At 73.3% G+C, this 15,704-nt stretch carries 14 protein-coding genes and 1 riboswitch; of the genes, 4 read left to right on the top strand and 10 right to left on the bottom strand.

Annotated features, from left to right (window positions below; all coding sequences use genetic code 11):
* Window positions 1-76: 76 nt before the first annotated feature.
* On the bottom strand, window positions 77-1,405 hold the full coding sequence (locus tag AA0005_RS04590; protein ID WP_413452231.1) for a hemolysin family protein: 1,329 nt from the start codon (window positions 1,403-1,405) through the stop codon (window positions 77-79).
* A gap of 47 nt (window positions 1,406-1,452) precedes the next feature.
* Window positions 1,453-1,719, bottom strand: coding sequence for a hypothetical protein (locus AA0005_RS04585; protein WP_413452230.1), 267 nt, complete (start codon window positions 1,717-1,719; stop codon window positions 1,453-1,455).
* 23 nt (window positions 1,720-1,742) lie between these two features.
* Here AA0005_RS04585 and AA0005_RS04580 point away from each other — a divergent pair, with 23 nt between their 5' ends.
* Window positions 1,743-2,996, top strand: coding sequence for an NAD(P)/FAD-dependent oxidoreductase (locus AA0005_RS04580; protein WP_413452229.1), 1,254 nt, complete (start codon window positions 1,743-1,745; stop codon window positions 2,994-2,996).
* A gap of 234 nt (window positions 2,997-3,230) precedes the next feature.
* Here AA0005_RS04580 and purH read toward each other — a convergent pair whose 3' ends face one another.
* The 3 genes from purH to purN all read right to left on the bottom strand — a co-directional run bounded on the left by purH (window position 3,231) and on the right by purN (window position 6,080).
* Window positions 3,231-4,799 (bottom strand): bifunctional phosphoribosylaminoimidazolecarboxamide formyltransferase/IMP cyclohydrolase, encoded by a 1,569-nt coding sequence (purH, locus tag AA0005_RS04575; protein ID WP_413452228.1) that lies wholly within the window; start codon window positions 4,797-4,799, stop codon window positions 3,231-3,233.
* A 29-nt stretch (window positions 4,800-4,828) separates the two neighbouring features.
* Window positions 4,829-4,918: riboswitch (ZMP/ZTP riboswitch) on the bottom strand.
* Between the two features lie 18 nt (window positions 4,919-4,936).
* On the bottom strand, window positions 4,937-5,479 hold the full coding sequence (locus AA0005_RS04570) for a DUF6434 domain-containing protein (protein ID WP_413452227.1): 543 nt from the start codon (window positions 5,477-5,479) through the stop codon (window positions 4,937-4,939).
* The gene (gene purN / locus AA0005_RS04565) at window positions 5,472-6,080 is read right to left on the bottom strand and encodes a phosphoribosylglycinamide formyltransferase (protein ID WP_413452226.1); all 609 of its coding nucleotides are present in this window, start codon (window positions 6,078-6,080) and stop codon (window positions 5,472-5,474) included. Before purN ends, AA0005_RS04570 begins: the two co-directional genes overlap by 8 nt.
* A gap of 38 nt (window positions 6,081-6,118) precedes the next feature.
* Here purN and AA0005_RS04560 point away from each other — a divergent pair, with 38 nt between their 5' ends.
* Complete coding sequence (locus AA0005_RS04560; RefSeq protein ID WP_413452225.1) at window positions 6,119-6,538, top strand: hypothetical protein; 420 nt, start codon at window positions 6,119-6,121, stop codon at window positions 6,536-6,538.
* Window positions 6,539-6,611: 73 nt separating this feature from the next.
* Entirely contained in the window at window positions 6,612-7,160 is a 549-nt protein-coding gene (locus AA0005_RS04555; RefSeq protein WP_413452224.1) for a type 1 glutamine amidotransferase domain-containing protein, read from the top strand.
* 1 nt (window position 7,161) lies between these two features.
* On the opposite strand, the gene AA0005_RS04550 is transcribed toward AA0005_RS04555, so the two are convergent.
* Window positions 7,162-8,433, bottom strand: a complete 1,272-nt coding sequence (locus AA0005_RS04550) for a DUF6350 family protein (RefSeq protein WP_413452223.1) — start codon at window positions 8,431-8,433, stop codon at window positions 7,162-7,164.
* A 195-nt stretch (window positions 8,434-8,628) separates the two neighbouring features.
* On the opposite strand from AA0005_RS04550, the gene AA0005_RS04545 reads away from it, so the two are divergent.
* Window positions 8,629-11,685: an InlB B-repeat-containing protein gene (locus tag AA0005_RS04545; protein WP_413452222.1), complete on the top strand. Its 3,057-nt coding sequence runs from the start codon at window positions 8,629-8,631 to the stop codon at window positions 11,683-11,685.
* A 59-nt stretch (window positions 11,686-11,744) separates the two neighbouring features.
* Here the strand turns inward: AA0005_RS04545 and sucD are convergent, their stop codons facing one another.
* The 4 genes from sucD to AA0005_RS04525 all read right to left on the bottom strand — a co-directional run bounded on the left by sucD (window position 11,745) and on the right by AA0005_RS04525 (window position 15,560).
* Window positions 11,745-12,665: a succinate--CoA ligase subunit alpha gene (sucD, locus tag AA0005_RS04540; protein ID WP_413452221.1), complete on the bottom strand. Its 921-nt coding sequence runs from the start codon at window positions 12,663-12,665 to the stop codon at window positions 11,745-11,747.
* Between the two features lie 15 nt (window positions 12,666-12,680).
* A complete protein-coding gene (sucC, locus tag AA0005_RS04535; protein WP_413452220.1) occupies window positions 12,681-13,841 on the bottom strand; it encodes an ADP-forming succinate--CoA ligase subunit beta in 1,161 nt (386 codons plus the stop codon).
* Between the two features lie 124 nt (window positions 13,842-13,965).
* Window positions 13,966-14,925, bottom strand: coding sequence for an aldo/keto reductase (locus AA0005_RS04530; RefSeq protein ID WP_413452219.1), 960 nt, complete (start codon window positions 14,923-14,925; stop codon window positions 13,966-13,968).
* Between the two features lie 29 nt (window positions 14,926-14,954).
* Window positions 14,955-15,560: a class I SAM-dependent methyltransferase gene (locus AA0005_RS04525; protein ID WP_413452218.1), complete on the bottom strand. Its 606-nt coding sequence runs from the start codon at window positions 15,558-15,560 to the stop codon at window positions 14,955-14,957.
* Between the last annotated feature and the right edge of the window lie 144 nt (window positions 15,561-15,704).

Below are 15,704 nucleotides of genomic sequence, written 5' to 3'. Positions count from 1 at the left end.
CTCGGCGTCCTCGGCGCCGGGGCGCCGGCACCGCGACCCAGATTACTCGACATCGAGATAAATAGGCCACACCTCCTCACGGGTGCTGGCCGGCCACCCCCGGGTCCGCTCCCGCGACGGCGGAGGCGCCGTCGTCGTCCGCGGCGGTGCGCACGTGCAGGCGGTCCACGCGCCGCCCGTCCAGGCTGGCGACCGTGAGGACCAGGCCCTCCCACTCGACGGTGTCCCCCACCTCGGGCATGCGGCCCAGGCGGGTGACGACGAAGCCGGCGAGGGTGTCGAAGGGGCCCTCGGGCAGCTCACGGTCGAGGACCTTGGCGACGTCACCGCGGCCGAGCAGCCCGGCGACGTCCCCGACGTCGCCGCGGGCGCGCACGCCGGGCTCGGGGCGGTCGTACTCGTCGTTGATCTCGCCGACGAACTCCTCGACGACGTCCTCGAGGGTGACGATCCCGTCGGTGCCGCCGTACTCGTCGACGACGACGGCGAGGTGCGCGTTCTGGGTGCGCATGTCGGTGAGCGCGGACAGCACCCGCTTGCCGGTCGGGAAGAAGGGCACCTGGCGCACGAGGTCGCCGACGACGCGCACGCCGGGCCGCACGTGGATGAGGTCGCGGACGTGGATGAAGCCGAGGACGTCGTCGTCGTTGCGGCCGCGGACGGGGTAGCGCGAGTGCTCGAGGGTGGACACGCGCGCCTGCGCCTCGGTGACCGGCAGGTCCGCGTCGAGGAACTCGACCTCGGTGCGGGGCGTCATGATCTCCTCCACACCGCGGTCCCCGACGGCGAGGATGTCGACGACCATGTCTCGCTCCACGGCCCCGATGGACTCGTGCTGCGCGACCATCGAGCGCAGCTCCTCCGCGCCGATCTCCTCGCGCTGCTCGTGCGGGTCGCGCCCGAGCAGGCGCATGACGAGGTTGGTGGAGGCGCCGAGCAGCCAGATGACGGGTCGCATGACGGTGGCGATCCAGTCGAGCGGGGTGGCCACGACGACGGAGAAGCGCTCGGCGCTCTGCATCGCCAGCCGCTTGGGTACGAGCTCGCCGAAGACGAGCGAGAGGTAGGAGATGAGGACGGTCGTGCCGACGAAGGCGACCGTGCTCGCCATCCCGCTGCCGAGACCCAGCGACTCGAGCGCCGGGGATACCTGCGGGGCGATCTGCGCGGCACCGAAGGAGGCGGAGAAGAAGCCGGCCAGGGTGACACCGATCTGCACCGAGGACAGGAAGCGGTTGGAGTTCTCGGTCAGCCGGGCCACGCGGGCGCCGGCGCCGCCCTTCTCCGCGAGCGCGCGCACCTGGCTCTCCCGCAGCGAGACGAGGGCGATCTCCGAGGCGGCGAAGACGCCGCCGAGCAGGACGAAGACGAAGACGAGGGTGATGTCGACGACGAGGTCGGTCATCGGGCCATTCTCCCAGGAGCGCCCCGCTCCGCACGGGGCGGGGCCTCTCAGACGAGGTTGCCGGCCGGCGAGAGCACCGCGAGCGCCGCGGCGGCGACGAGGAGGAGGGTGACGTCGAAGGCCGTGGAGCGGGCCCGGAACGCGGGCGGCACGCCGCGGTCGGTGCCGCGGACGACGGCGAGGACCGCGCACAGCGCCGCCAGCACGAGCGCCGCCGCCCGGACGTCGGCGAGCACCGCCGTCGCGCCCGCGCCGAGCGTGCCGAGGACGACGAGCCAGAGCACCGCCGTGCCCGCGCCGCGCGTGGAGTCCATGGCAGCGAGGCTACCGTGGGCCCGTGACGCTTCCCTCCCTCCCCGCCCGGGTGGTCGTCGTCGGGACCGGGCTCGCCGGCCTGCGCACGGCCGCCGAGCTCCGTGGCCAGGGCTTCACCGGCCACCTCACCGTCGTCGGCGCGGAGCGGGTGGCCCCCTACGACCGTCCGCCGCTGAGCAAGGAGCTCCTCTCGCGCACCGAGCCGCTGTGGCTGGCCGGCGAGGGGTACGGGGACCTCTCCTCGCTCGCCGACGAGCTGCTCACCGGGCACCGCGCCGTCGCCCTCGCCGCGGACGACGACGGCGCGCGTCTCACCGTGGCAGGCCCGGACGGCACGCGGGAGGTGACGGCGGACGTCGTCGTCCTCGCGACCGGGGCGAGCCCGGTGGTGGTGCCCGGGTGGCGCGACGTCCTCACGCTGCACGACCTCGACGACGCCGTCGCCCTGCGGGAGCGGCTGACGGCCGGGGCGCGGCTGGCCGTCGTCGGGGCGGGATGGATCGGTGCGGAGCTCGCGTCGGTCGCCGCCGGTGCGGGCGTGGAGGTCACGGTGCTCGAGGGAGGGCCGGTGCCCCTGGGCCACGTGCTCGGCGCGGAGGTCGGGGCGCTGATCGCTTCTTGGTACGCCGAGCGTGGCATCGAGCTGCGCTGCGGCGCGACGGTGACCGGCGCGGAGGGCGGCACGGTGACGCTGGGCGACGGCACGCGGGTGGTGGCCGACGCCGTCGTCGCGGCCGTCGGCGTGCGGCCGAGCACGGGTTGGCTTGCCGGGGCGCTGCCGCTCACGGCCCGCGGTGCGGTGCCGGTCGACCTCGCCGGCCGGGTCCGTGGCGGACCGGCCTCGGTGCGGGCGGTCGGGGACGTGGCGGATCGGCACTCCCCGCGTGACGGCGTCGTGCCGGGCGCGCACTGGGACGGCGCGCTGTCCCACCCGGCGGCGCTCGTCGCCGACCTGCTCGGCGTCGCCGAGGGTCCGGCGCCGGACCCGGCCCCCTACGTCTTCTCCACCCAGCTCGGGCACGAGCTCACCGTCGTCGGGCACGTGCCGCCGGGCGCGGAGGTCGTGCTGCGCGGCGAGCCGGGTGCGGGCCCGTGGACGGCGCTGTACGTCGTCCCCGACGCCGACGGGACCCCGCGCCTGCGCGCCGGCCTCACCGTCGACCGCCCCCGCGACGTCGGCCCGCTCCGCAAGACCCTGTCGGCACCGACATACCCGACCGTCGACGTCATCGCCGCCGCAGACCCGTCCGTCCAGCTCCGCAAGACCCTCGGCTGACGCGAGGCCGCCCCGGTCCCCCGCTCGCCGTCGGGCCTCCCGTTCCCCTCGCGCCGACAGCAGAGTTATTCCAGCCCTCCCTCCAGCCGCCCGCGCCGACAGCAGAGTTGTTCCGGGCTCCTCTCGCGTCGACAACCCCGCGTCGTGACGGACGAGGAGCCCGCCGGAACAAGTCGGCTGTCGGCGACGGAGGTTATGGCGGCGGCGGCCGGGCGGACCGGCCGCCGCCCCACGTCAGTGGGCGAAGTGGCGGGTGCCGGTGAGGTACATCGTCACGCCGGCGGCCTGAGCGGCCGCGACGACCTCCTCGTCGCGGATCGAGCCGCCGGGCTGGACGACGGCGCGCACGCCGGCGTCGAGCAGCACCTGGAGGCCATCGGCGAAGGGGAAGAACGCGTCGGAGGCCGCGACGGCGCCGCGGGCGCGCTCGCGCCCCTCCCCCAGCGGGTTGGCCCGCTCGACCGCGAGGCGGCAGGAGTCCACCCGGTTGACCTGCCCCATGCCCACGCCCACGCTCGCGCCACCGGCGGCGAGGAGGATGGCGTTGGACCGCACGGCGCGCACCGAGCGCCACGCGAAGACGAGGTCGGAGAGCGTCGCGTCGTCGGCGGGCTCGCCGGCGGCGAGGGTCCAGCCGCTCGGGTCGTCGCCGGGCGCGTCCACCCGGTCGGTCGCCTGGAGCAGCAGGCCGCCGCTGATCGGGCGCATCTCGACGCCGCTCGTCCCTGCCTCGGGGACGACGAGGAGACGGATGTTCTTCTTCGCGGTGAGGATCTCCACCGCCTCCGGCTCGAAGGCCGGCGCGACGACGACCTCGGTGAAGACCGGGGCGATCTGCGCGGCGGCCTCGGCCGTGATCGGTCGGTTGGCCGCGATGACGCCACCGAAGGCGGACACCGGGTCGCAGGCGTGCGCCGCGGCGTGCGCGGCGGCGATGGTCGCGCCCACGGCGATGCCGCAGGGGTTGGCGTGCTTGATGATCGCCACGGCCGGGTCGGCGTGGTCGTGGGCGGCGCGCCAGGCGGCGTCGGCGTCGACGTAGTTGTTGTAGCTCATCGCCTTGCCGTGCAGCTGCTCGGCCTGCGCCAGGCCCGGCTGCCCGGAGCGGTAGAGCGCCGCGGCCTGGTGCGGGTTCTCGCCGTAGCGCAGCACCTCGGCACGCTGCCACGTGGCACCGACCCAGGCCGGGAAGCGGCTCTCGTCGTCGGGCGCGACGACGCTGCCCATCCACGACGCGACGGCGACGTCGTAGTCGGCCGTGTGCCGGAACGCGGCGGCCGCGAGCCGGCGCCGCTGCTTGAGGGTGAAGCCACCGGCCGCGACGGCTGCGGCGACGTCGTCGTAGCCCGCCGGGTCGACGACGACGGCGACGCTCGCGTGGTTCTTCGCGGCGGCGCGGACCATCGTCGGCCCGCCGATGTCGATCTGCTCGACGCACTCGTCCGGTGCGGCGCCGGACGCGACGGTGTCGGTGAAGGGGTAGAGGTTGACGACGACGAGCTCGAAGGGCGCGACGCCGAGCTCGGCGAGCTCGCTGACGTGGGCGTCCTTGCGCAGGTCGGCGAGGATCCCGGCGTGGACGCGCGGGTGGAGGGTCTTGACCCGGCCGTCGAGGCACTCGGGGAAGCCGGTCACCTCCTCCACCGGTGTCACGGGGACGCCGGCGGCGGCGATGGTGCGGGCGGTGGAGCCGGTGGAGACGATCTCCACGCCGGCGGCGTGCAGCGCCTGGGCGAGGGGCTCGAGCCCCGTCTTGTCGTAGACGGAGACGAGGGCGCGGCGGACGGGACGCGTATCGGTCACGAGGTCACTCCTGGGTTCGTTGGATCGGACCCGGGCACCCAGGCGGGCGGCACCCTGCAGGGGACTTCCGGCCGCTTCCCGGTGGTGACTCCACCTCTGCGCCAGTCACGGCCGGGGCCGAGTCTACCGGGCGCCGCTCAGGGGCTGCGACGTTCGGCGGGCAGGGAGCGGTGCGCCCACCACGCCTCCTGGCACTGCTCGCGCGTGCCGCCCGGGTGCGCGGCGAACCACGCCCGGGTGAAGCGGTTGTACTCGAACTGCTCCCCGATCTGGTTGGGCGGCAGCCCGCGTGTCCGGTGCCAGTGCTCCACGGCCTCGGCAAGCGTGCGGCCCTCGCCGTTGGCGATGAACTCGCGCATGTGCTCGTCGAAGCGGAAGCCCGCGCCGACCACCTCGGTGAAGAAGTGCCGCAGCACCTGGCTGCACCGCTGACCCGGAGGAATGACGGTCCCAGGCCCGACGGGCGCGGCGAGCTGCCGCGCCGCGGCCCGGCGCGGGGCGGGCGCGGGCACCACCTCACCGTCGAGGGCGGCGGCCAGCCGCTCCACCAGCTCGGCCTTGCCGCCGCCGCGAGACACACCGAGCGCGGCAGCAAGCTCCTGGAGCTCGGCCCGCAGCCAGTACCAGCGGCGCAGCTCGGCCCCACTGCGCACCTCCGTGAGGAGCGGCCGCTCAGTCATCGACGACGACGCGGCGGCCCTCGACCCGCCACGGCCGGCGGGCCAGGCGCCCGACCTGCTCGACGAGCTGGGCGCGCTCGGCGACCTTGATCCGCTCAGTCAGCGTCTCGACCGTGTCGTCGTCGTGGACGGGGACGGCCACCTGGGCGACGATCGCGCCGGTGTCCACGCCCTCGTCGACGACGAAGAGAGTGGCCCCGGCGATCTTCACCCCGTACTCCAGGGCGTCCCGCGGACCGTTGATGCCCGCGAAGGCCGGCAGCAGGGAGTTGTGGGTGTTGACGTAGCGCCCGCCGAAGCGCGCGAGGAAGTGGTGGCCGCACAGCTTGAGGAAGCCGGCGGAGACGACGAGGTCCGGCTCCGCCGCGGTGACGGCCGCGGTCAGCGCCCGGTCCCAGGACTCCCGGTCGGGGTGGTCGCCGAGCCGCTCGACGAAGGTGGGGATCCCCGCCTGCTCGGCCAGGGCCAGCCCACCGGCCGAGGGCCGGTCCGCGCCCACGGCCACGACCTCGACCCCGTAGTCCGGGTCGCGGGACGCGTCGAGGAGGGCGGCGAGGTTCGATCCCCCGCCGGAGATGAGGACGACGACTCGTGTGGGCACGTGCCGAGGGTAGTGGTCCGGGATGGAAGACTGGGCCCATGTCCCGCGACCAGGCCGCCACGCCACCGGACGAGGCGGCGGCGCGTGCCGCGACCCGCCCGGTCCTGTGGTTCTGCGTCGTCCTGCTCGCCGGGCTGTGGCTCTCCCTGACCCGCGCGCCGTGGCCGCTGCCGCTCGTGCCGGGGCTGCTCGCGCTCGTCGCCATCGTGCTCGGGGCCGTCGGTCTCGTGCGGATGCGCCGCGCCCGCATGGGCGGCGCGCTGCTCGTGCTCGTGGTCGTGGGCCTGGGGATCGCAGCCGCGATGGTCGTCCTCACCGGCGTCCAGGCCGCGCTGTGGCCGGTCTACGCCGACTTCCACGCCTGCCTCGACCGGGCCCTGACGCACCGGGCGGAGGCGGCCTGCCTCAGCGGGCTGGAGGAGCGCGCGCAGCGGATGCTCCTCGACCTCTCGCGCTGACGCCTCGGGAAGCGCGATCACGCGAACGCTCCTAGCGTGGACGGCGAACCCCGTACCCCAAGGAGGCACACCCATGGCCCAGCTGACGAACAAGACCGTCGCGTTCCTCTCGACCAACGGCTTCGAGGACTCCGAGCTCACCGTGCCCTGGGAGGCCGTGACGTCCCAGGGCGCCAAGGCCGTGCTCGTCTCCCCCGAGTCGGGCTCGATCACCGGCAAGAACGGTCACGAGCAGCAGGTGGACCTCACCACCGCCGACGCGACGCCCGACCAGTTCCACGCCCTCGTCCTGCCCGGCGGCGTGGTCAACGGCGACAAGCTGCGGATGGACGAGTCCGCCGTCGCGTTCGTGCGGGAGATCTTCAACCAGCACAAGCCCGTGGGCGTCATCTGCCACGGCGGCTGGATCCTCACCGACGCCGACGTGCTCCAGGGCCGCACGCTCACGTCCTACCCGAGCCTGCGCACCGACCTCATCAACGCCGGGGCGACCTGGGTGGACGAGGAGGTCGTCGTCGACGCCGGGCTCGTCTCCAGCCGCACCCCCGACGACCTGCCGGCCTTCTGCGACAAGCTCGTCGAGGAGATCGGCGAGGGCGAGCACGAGGGTCAGACGGCCTGACCTACTCGGGCGACTCGGACGGCGGCGTGGGCGCGGAGCCTGCGCCGCCGTCGTCGTCCGTGCGGCCCCTGTCGCGGACGGCGCGGTAGCCGCGGCGCACGGCGGCGTGCACCTGCGGGTGCAGGAGAAGGAGGACGACGACGGCGCCCACGCCGGTCTGCCAGGCGAGCGCGCCGGCGAGGGCGGGGGCGGAGACGCCGACCGTGGCGAGCCGGCCCGGGCCGATGCTGCCGGAGGCGACGACGGCGAGGAGCGCGCCGAGGAGGGCCACGGCCCCCGCGGCGACGACGCCGCTGAGCGCCGCCTGCCACCACCGCTCCTGGAAGCGGCTGCGGTGCAGCCACGCCCCGACGGCGGCGCCGACGAGGACGGGCACGAGGACGACGAGCCCGAGGCCCGGTGCCCCGGGCTCGGGCAGGATGCCGAGCACGGGGAAGGCGGGCAGCGGGGCCGTGACGACCTCGTGCGGGGAGAAGAGCGTGCCCTGGCCGACGACGAAGCCGGGGCCGGCCAGCCAGGCCAGTGACCACACGACCATCGTCGGCAGGTAGGCGAGCTGGCCGAGGAGCAGGACGACGGTGCCCAGCCGCCCGGGAGCGAGCTCCTCGTGGAGCTCGAGGACCGTGACGATGCCGCTGACCAGCCCGACGGCGAGGACGAGGACGGCGAGGGCGAGCAGCGCGGCGAGGGCGGCCCAGGCGCCACGGACCCCCGCGAGAGCCCAGTCCGGCGTGACCTCGCGCAGCCGCAGCCACCACGCGGGGCGCGGCGTGCGGGCCCGCCACAGCGCCAGCAGCAGTGCGCCCGAGCCGATGACGAGGGCACCGAGCGCGATCGTGGGCCGGCCGGCGGGCCCGGGCACCACCGCGGAGAGGCCGAGGACGGTGAGCACGAAGCCGGTGAGCGAGAAGGCGGCGGTGGCCGGCCGGCGCAGCCGCGCGCGGCGCGCCCCGCCGTAGAGGAGCGCGGCGCTGACGAGGCTCGTGCCGAGGGGGGCCAGCGAGACGACGCCGACGTCGGCGACGTCGATGGCCGCGCCGTGGCCCAGGAGCCACACGCCGGTGCCGATGACGGCTGCGTCGTTCCAGCTCGCCTCGCCCAGGAGCGGTGCGGCGGCGGTCGCGACGTAGGTGGCCACGGTGGGCACGACGACAAGGAGCCAGCTGATGACGGCGGCCTCGATGCCCGCCAGGGTGGCACGCAGCCAGGCCTCGGGGAGCCGGGGTGCGCTGCGGGCCGGGCCGCTCACCCGGGGGTGGACCGTCGTCGTCATCTGCTCCATCGTCGGTGACCGGGCGGCGGCAGCGCGTGAGGACGGCGGCGTGTCGCGGCGGTGTGTCCCGGGCGACCGCTGCGCGTCGCTGCACGAAGACCGCCGTCCGGTATGCCGGTGGCCGATGAACGGACTGTGCTAGTTTCCACTCCGAACGTCCAGGGGAAACGTTTTCACAGCACGAAGGAGTGCACAGTGCGGAACCAGCTAGCTCTCAGCATCACGCTCGCCCTCACCGTCGGGCTGTCCGTCCTGGGCGGTGCGCCGGCGGCCGCGCCCGCCGCCACCGCGGCGCCCCCGCCCGTCGTCGCCGACGCCGCCCCGGACGCCGAGGTGACCGTCACCTTCGACTCCGCCGGCGGCACCCCGGTGCCCACCCAGCAGGTCGAGGCCGGGGACACCGTCGCGGCCCCGGAGCGGCCGACGAGGGACGGGTGGGTGTTCGTGGGCTGGTACACCGACGCGGCCGCCAGCGCCCACATGTGGGACTTCCTCAACGGCACCGTGGACGCCCCCACGACGCTGTACGCGAAGTGGGTCCAGGTCGACGAGACCCACCGCCTGCTCAACGCCTACGCCTCCCCGGAGGAGCTGGAGAACCCCTACGTCGCGGCGTCGCTGCAGACCCTCGGCACGCTCTCCGCGGACGAGCGGGAGCTCACGCTGCCCGAGAGCACGACCGTCTACGTCGCGCCCGGCGTGTACTGGACCGACCAGACCTACCGCGAGGGCGGGGTCATCGAGGGACCGAACATCGGCCTGAGCATCCTGGGCGAGGACGTCACCTTCCTCGGCCTCACGGACGACGCGACGGACACGGTCATCGCCGGCAACCGCGGCGAGGGCGGGGAGAGCGGCCTGGGCGCGGACGGCAGCTGGTACACCCTGGGCATCTCCACCGGCTTCCACGCCGAGAACATCACCATCGGCAACTACGCGCAGGAAGACCTCGTCTACCCGCGCGACCCCTCCCAGAACGTCGACAAGCGCCTGGACTCGAAGAACCACGCGGAGGTGCTCACCCGCGCGCACGGCACCGGGGCACCGGACCGGCTGCACTTCGAGAACATGCGCTTCATCGGCTTCCTCAACCTCATGTACACCCTGGAGCCCGTCCGCGCCTACTTCCTCGACAGCTTCTTCCAGCTGACCGACGACGCGATCTTCTCCGGCGACACGGTCGTCTACGAGAACTGCACCTTCCACCTCTACGGCAACCACCCCTCGTTCAACGGCGCCAACGAGGGCGGCCTCACCGCCGTGCTCGGCAGCACGCTGGTCGGGATGCCGCAGATGACGAGCACGGACCTGTTCCTCGCCAAGCAGTCCAACGCGATCGGACCGGACGCGAACGCCCTCTTCGCCGTCCTCGACACCCGGTTCACCGGCCGGATCGAGTCCGTCGAGTGGGAGAACGTCGTGCGCGAGGACGCGCGGCACTTCGTCGCGAACAACACGATCGGCGACGACGGCGAGCCGCTCGTCATCAGCCCGGCCGAGCCGCAGACCTCGGTGACCCTGCAGGGCGAGGCGCTCAACGCCTTCAAGGTCGGTGACGAGTACAACGTCTACAACCTCCTCAAGGGCGACGACGGGTGGGACCCCAAGGGCCAGCTGGACGCCGAGTGGGCGCCCTACGCGAACCTGCCCTACCGCTTCGTCGTCGGCGCCACGGGCAAGACGATGTACTCCGACGAGGTCGGCGAGAGGAACACCGCCGTCCTCACCCCCGCGCCCGCCCCGGTGGGCTCGGTCGACCTCGCCGACGTCACGTGGGACTACGACACGAGCCTTCTCGACGGCACCGTCGACCCCGCGACCGGCACCCTCACCCTCACCGCCCGGCCCAACGACACCGCAGCGGTCATCGAGACGATCGCGACGGCCACCCTGCCGAGCGGCATCTCGGCCGGCGCGACCCTGCGGATCCGCCCCGTGCCGGTCGACGCGCCCGTCGTGTCGGGCACCGCGATCACCGTCGGTGAGAACGTCGCGTCGCTCGACTACACGCTCGACCAGCCGGGCTACCGGGACACCTCGGTCATCGACTGGTACCGCGAGAGCGGGCCGGACACGACCGACGGCGTGCACATCGGCACCATGCGCAACGACGAGGCGGGTTTCTTCATCGACGACCCGTTCACCGAGTACCCGCTGAGCAGGTACGACGTCGGGTCCTACCTGCGTGCGGTCATCACCCCGACGTACGAGTTCAGCGACGCCGGCGAGCCCGTCACCGTGCGCACGACGCGCCCGATCACCGCCGACGACGTCACCGAGACGTCCCTGTCCACCGACTTCAAGAACGTCCACATCACCCACGAGGACCACACGACCACGACCGGCCGCTGGTTCTTCGACCGGGTCAGCGGGACGGCCGTGCCGTGGGGCTGGGGCATCGGCACCAACGGCGCGGACGGGATCTGGGGCCTGCAGAGCAACTCCGGCAGCGCGGGGACCAGGCTCGTCTTCGGCCAGGACGGCGGGTACGAGGACATGTCCCTCGAGCTCGAGTACTCGACCGGCAAGGTCGAGGGCCAGGGCTTCGGCGGCAACGGCCACTACATGGACATCTACGTCAAGTACGACCCGGCCTCCCGCACCGGGTACGGGCTGCGGGTGGAGCGCACGCCCGTCGGCGGCTCCAACGCGACGATGTGGACGCTCTACGAGTACGACGGCGACGAGCAGACGCCGCTGACCGAGCCGCTGCGGACCGCGGCGTTCATGCCGAGGAGCACGATCACCGTCTCGACCACCGGGGACACCCTGCGCGTGCAGGGGTCGACCGAGTCGGCGCGGACCCCGCTGCAGACCGAGCAGGGCCTGCCCAACGAGGTGGACATCTCGTGGACGGACGACTCCGGCGCCCTGGGCGCGAACACGGCCGGCGGCTTCGGGTTCCGGATCAACAACTCCGGGGACTCCTCGTACGACTACGCCGGCAGCGGCACGACGACGAACAACACCGTCATGCTCCACCACGTGACGGTCGACGCCCAGCCGACGGACCCGCCAGCCGAGGACCCGGAGCCCACCGCCCCGCCGGCCCCGTCCGAGACGCCGTCCCCCGCCCCGGACGCCGACGCCGGTCCGACGGCGCCCGGCGCCGCACCTGACGCCGGGGCCCTCCCGATCACAGGCGTGGAGCCGTGGGCCGTCCTGCTCGCCGCGCTCACCCTCGTCGCCGGTGGGGTCCTCCTCCTCGTGCGCCGGCGCAGGACGTCGCACGCGCCGGCACCGTCACGCTGAGTGCACGAGGGCCCGCCGCGCAAGTGCGCGGCGGGCCCGTCGTGGGTGGTGCGGAGTGCTCAGCCCTGGAGCAGCTCGCGCGCCAGGCGCGCGGTCTCGCTCGGGGTCTTGCCGACCTTGACGCCGGCGGCCTCGAGAGCCTCCTTCTTCGCCTCGGCGGTGCCGGAGGAGCCGGACACGATGGCGCCGGCGTGGCCCATCGTCTTGCCCTCGGGCGCGGTGAACCCGGCGACGTAGCCGACGACCGGCTTGGTGACGTTCTCCTTGATGAACGCCGCGGCCCGCTCCTCGGCGTCGCCACCGATCTCACCGATCATGACGATGAGCTCGGTGTCGGGGTCCGCCTCGAAGGCCGCGAGGGCGTCGATGTGGGTGGTCCCGATGATCGGGTCCCCGCCGATGCCGATGGCGGTGGTGAAGCCGATGTCCCGCAGCTCGTACATCATCTGGTAGGTCAGCGTGCCGGACTTCGACACGAGGCCGATGCGGCCCGGGCCGGTGATGTCCGCGGGCGTGATGCCGACGTTGGACTTGCCGGGGCTGATGATGCCGGGGCAGTTGGGGCCGATGAGCCGCACGCCCTTGCTCTCCGCGTAGGTGAAGAACTCGGCGGTGTCGGCCACCGGGACGCCCTCGGTGATGATGACGACGAGCGGCATGCCGGCGTCGACGGCCTCGATGACCGCACCCTTGGTGTGGGCCGGCGGCACGAAGATGACCGAGACGTTGGCGCCGGTGGCCTCCATCGCCTCGGCCACAGTGCCGTACACGGGCACGGAGACCGTGCCGGCGCTCCGCTCCTCGGCGCCGGGGCCGATGGGGGTGACGTCGAAGTCGACGCTCGTGCCGGCCTTGCGCGGGTTGACGCCGCCGACGACCTGGGTGCCCGAACCGAGCATCCGGCGGGTGTGCTTCTGGCCCTCGGCACCGGTCATGCCCTGGACGATGACGCGCGAGTTCGCGTCGAGGAAGATCGACATGCTGTTGTCCCGTCCTTACTTCGCGAGCTCGGCGGCCTTGGCCGCGGCGTCGTCCATCGTGTCCACCATGGTGACCAGCGGGTGGTTGGCCTCGTCGAGGATGCGACGACCCTCGACCACGTTGTTGCCGTCCAGGCGGACGACGAGCGGCTTGGTGGCGGAGTCACCGAGGATCTCCAGCGCCTTGACGATGCCGCTGGCGACCTGGTCACACGCGGTGATGCCGCCGAAGACGTTGACGAAGACGCTCTTGACCTGCTCGTCACCGAGGATGACGTCCAGCCCGTTCGCCATGACCTCGGCGTTCGCACCGCCGCCGATGTCGAGGAAGTTCGCCGGTCCGACGCCGTACTGCTCGCCCGCGTAGGCGACGACGTCGAGGGTGCTCATGACGAGACCCGCGCCGTTGCCGATGATGCCGACCTCGCCGTCGAGCTTGACGTAGTTGAGGCCCAGCTCCTTGGCCTTGGCCTCGAGCGGGTCGGCGGCGTCCTTGTCCTCGAGCTCGGCGTGCTCGGGGTGACGGAAGTCGGCGTTCGCGTCGATCGTCACCTTGCCGTCGAGGGCGATGATCTTGCCGTCCTCGGTGCGCACGAGGGGGTTGACCTCGACGAGGGTCGCGTCCTCGCTCGCGTAGACGGTCCACAGCTTCTGGATGACGTCGGCGACGGCGTCGGCCACGTCCGCGGAGAAGCCGGCGGCGGAGACGATCTCCTGCGCCTTGGCCTCGTCGATCCCGGTCATCGGGTCGACGGGGACGCGCGCGAGCGCCTCGGGGCGCTCGACGGCCAGCTGCTCGATCTCCATGCCGCCCTCGACGCTGGCCATGGCCAGGTAGCGGCGCTCGGCGCGGTCGAGGAGCACCGAGAAGTAGAACTCCTCGGCGATCTTCGCGCCCTCGGCGATCATCACGCGGTGGACGGTGTGGCCCTTGATGTCCATGCCGAGGATCTCGCTCGCGCGGGCCTCGGCCTCCTCCGGGCTGTGGGCGAGCTTGACGCCGCCCGCCTTGCCGCGGCCGCCGGTCTTGACCTGTGCCTTGACGACGACGGTCCCCCCACCCAGCTGCTCGGCCGCGGCACGTGCCTCTGCCGGCGTGGTCGCCACGATCCCGCCCAGGACGGGTACCCCGTGCTTCTCGAACACGTCCCGTGCCTGGTACTCGAAAAGGTCCACCAGGTCAGTCCTCTCATCGACGTTCTCGGAATGCCTCGACATCGAGACATCTCCGTCCACTGTACCCGCCCGGCCCGACAGGGCCCACCCGGGCCGGTCCGTCGCCGGACCGGCCCGGCCGCTGTCAGACGAAGCTGGCGGAGACCTCGTCGAGGCGCTGCACCTGCTCGGCGGTGAGCTCCAGGGCCACCGCGGCGAAGAGCTGGTCGAGCTGCTCGGGGCTCGTCGCGGCGGCGAGCGGGGCCGTGACCTTGCCGTTCACCGTCGCCCACGCAAGGGCGACGGAGGCCGGGTCGGTGCCGTGCTCCCGGGCGACGGCGTCGAGCACGTCGAGGACCCGCAGCCCCTCGGTGGTGAGGTAGCGCTTGACGGCGGCGCCGCGGGCGCGGCCCTCGGTGTCGGCCTCCGTGCGGTACTTGCCGGTGAGGAAGCCGCCGGCGAGCACCTGGTAGGGGAAGACGGACATGCCCAGGCGCTGGGCGAGGCCGGCCAGGCCGGTCTCGTACTCGCGGGAGACGAGGGAGTAGCGCGGCTGGAGCGCGACGGGCTTGGCCAGGCCGTTCTCCTCGCAGACCCGGAACCACTCCTCGATGGCGGCGACGGAGAAGTTCGACAGCGCGACGGCGCGGACCTTGCCCTCGGTGACGAGCCGGTCGAAGGCGGCGGCGCTCTCGACGATCGGCGTCTCGTCGTCCTGGTAGTGGGCGTAGAAGAGGTCGATGTGGTCGGTGCGCAGGCGGCGCAGGGAGTCCTCGGCGCCGCGGACCACGGTCTCGGGCTTGAGGCCGAGGAGGTCGGGCTTGCCGGAGACCTTGGTGGCGATGACGACGTCGTCGCGGTTGCGGCGCTCGGCCACCCACTGGCCGATGATCGTCTCGGACTCCCCGCCGGAGTTGCCCGGCACCCAGTAGGAGTACATGTCGGCGGTGTCGATGAAGGTGCCGCCGCGCTCGACGAAGCCGTCGAGGACCGCGTGGAACTGCTTCGGGTCACCCGGGTCGTTGAAGGTGTTCGTGCCCAGGCCGAGCGGGGAGACCCGCAGCTCGGAGGTGCCGACGGGCAGGGCGGTGGTGGTCTCGGTCATGGAGTCCTCTCGGGGTCGGTGGTGTCAGGTCAGGCGCGGCGGAGCACGGCGACGAGGAAGTCGGAGTCCTCGGTGGCCGGGCGCAGGTCCCAGGTGGAGAGCAGGTGGTCGGCCACGAGCCCGGCGGCGACGGCGTCGCCGAGGAAGTCGTCGAACTCGTAGCCGCGGTCGGCGCCGAAGCCGATGACGGCGCGGCCGTCGTGGGTGAGGTGGCGGGCCATCCGGCTCAGCACCTCGCGCCGGGTGCTCGTCGCGAGGAAGGTCATGACGTTGCCGGCGCAGAGGATCGCGTCGAAGGGCTCGGCGATGCCCCGGGCGGGCAGGTCGAGCTCGGCGAGGTCCTCGACCACCCACGTCGCGCCGGGGAAGTCCTCCTGCGCGGCGGCGATGAGCACGGGGTCGACGTCGACGCCGACGACGGTGTGCCCCTGCGCGGCGAGGTAGCCGCCGTGGCGGCCCGGACCGCAGCCGGCGTCGAGGATCCGCGCCCCGCGCGGCACCATCGCGTCGACCAGCCGCGCCTCACCGACGAGGTCGGCGCCGGACTCCGCCATCTTCCGGAAGCGCTCGACGTACCAGTGCGAGTGCTGGGGGTTGTCCTGGGTCATCCGGACCCACTTGCTCTGCTCGGTCATGGGTCCATCCTCTCCCCCGAGCTGCTGCGTGCCACAAGCGGGCTCGACCGAGGCGCCATCGGGCCCTGCCACGGCGCGTCGCGCGGCGTGGCGGCGCGTGCCGGGCTCAGTTGTGGCACCTTCCTGGCGGCCCGCCCCCGCGCA

This window comes from Georgenia phoenicis (assembly GCF_047302425.1).
GTDB lineage: Bacteria > Actinomycetota > Actinomycetes > Actinomycetales > Actinomycetaceae > Oceanitalea.
This window is presented reverse-complemented; position numbering and strand designations above follow the sequence as displayed.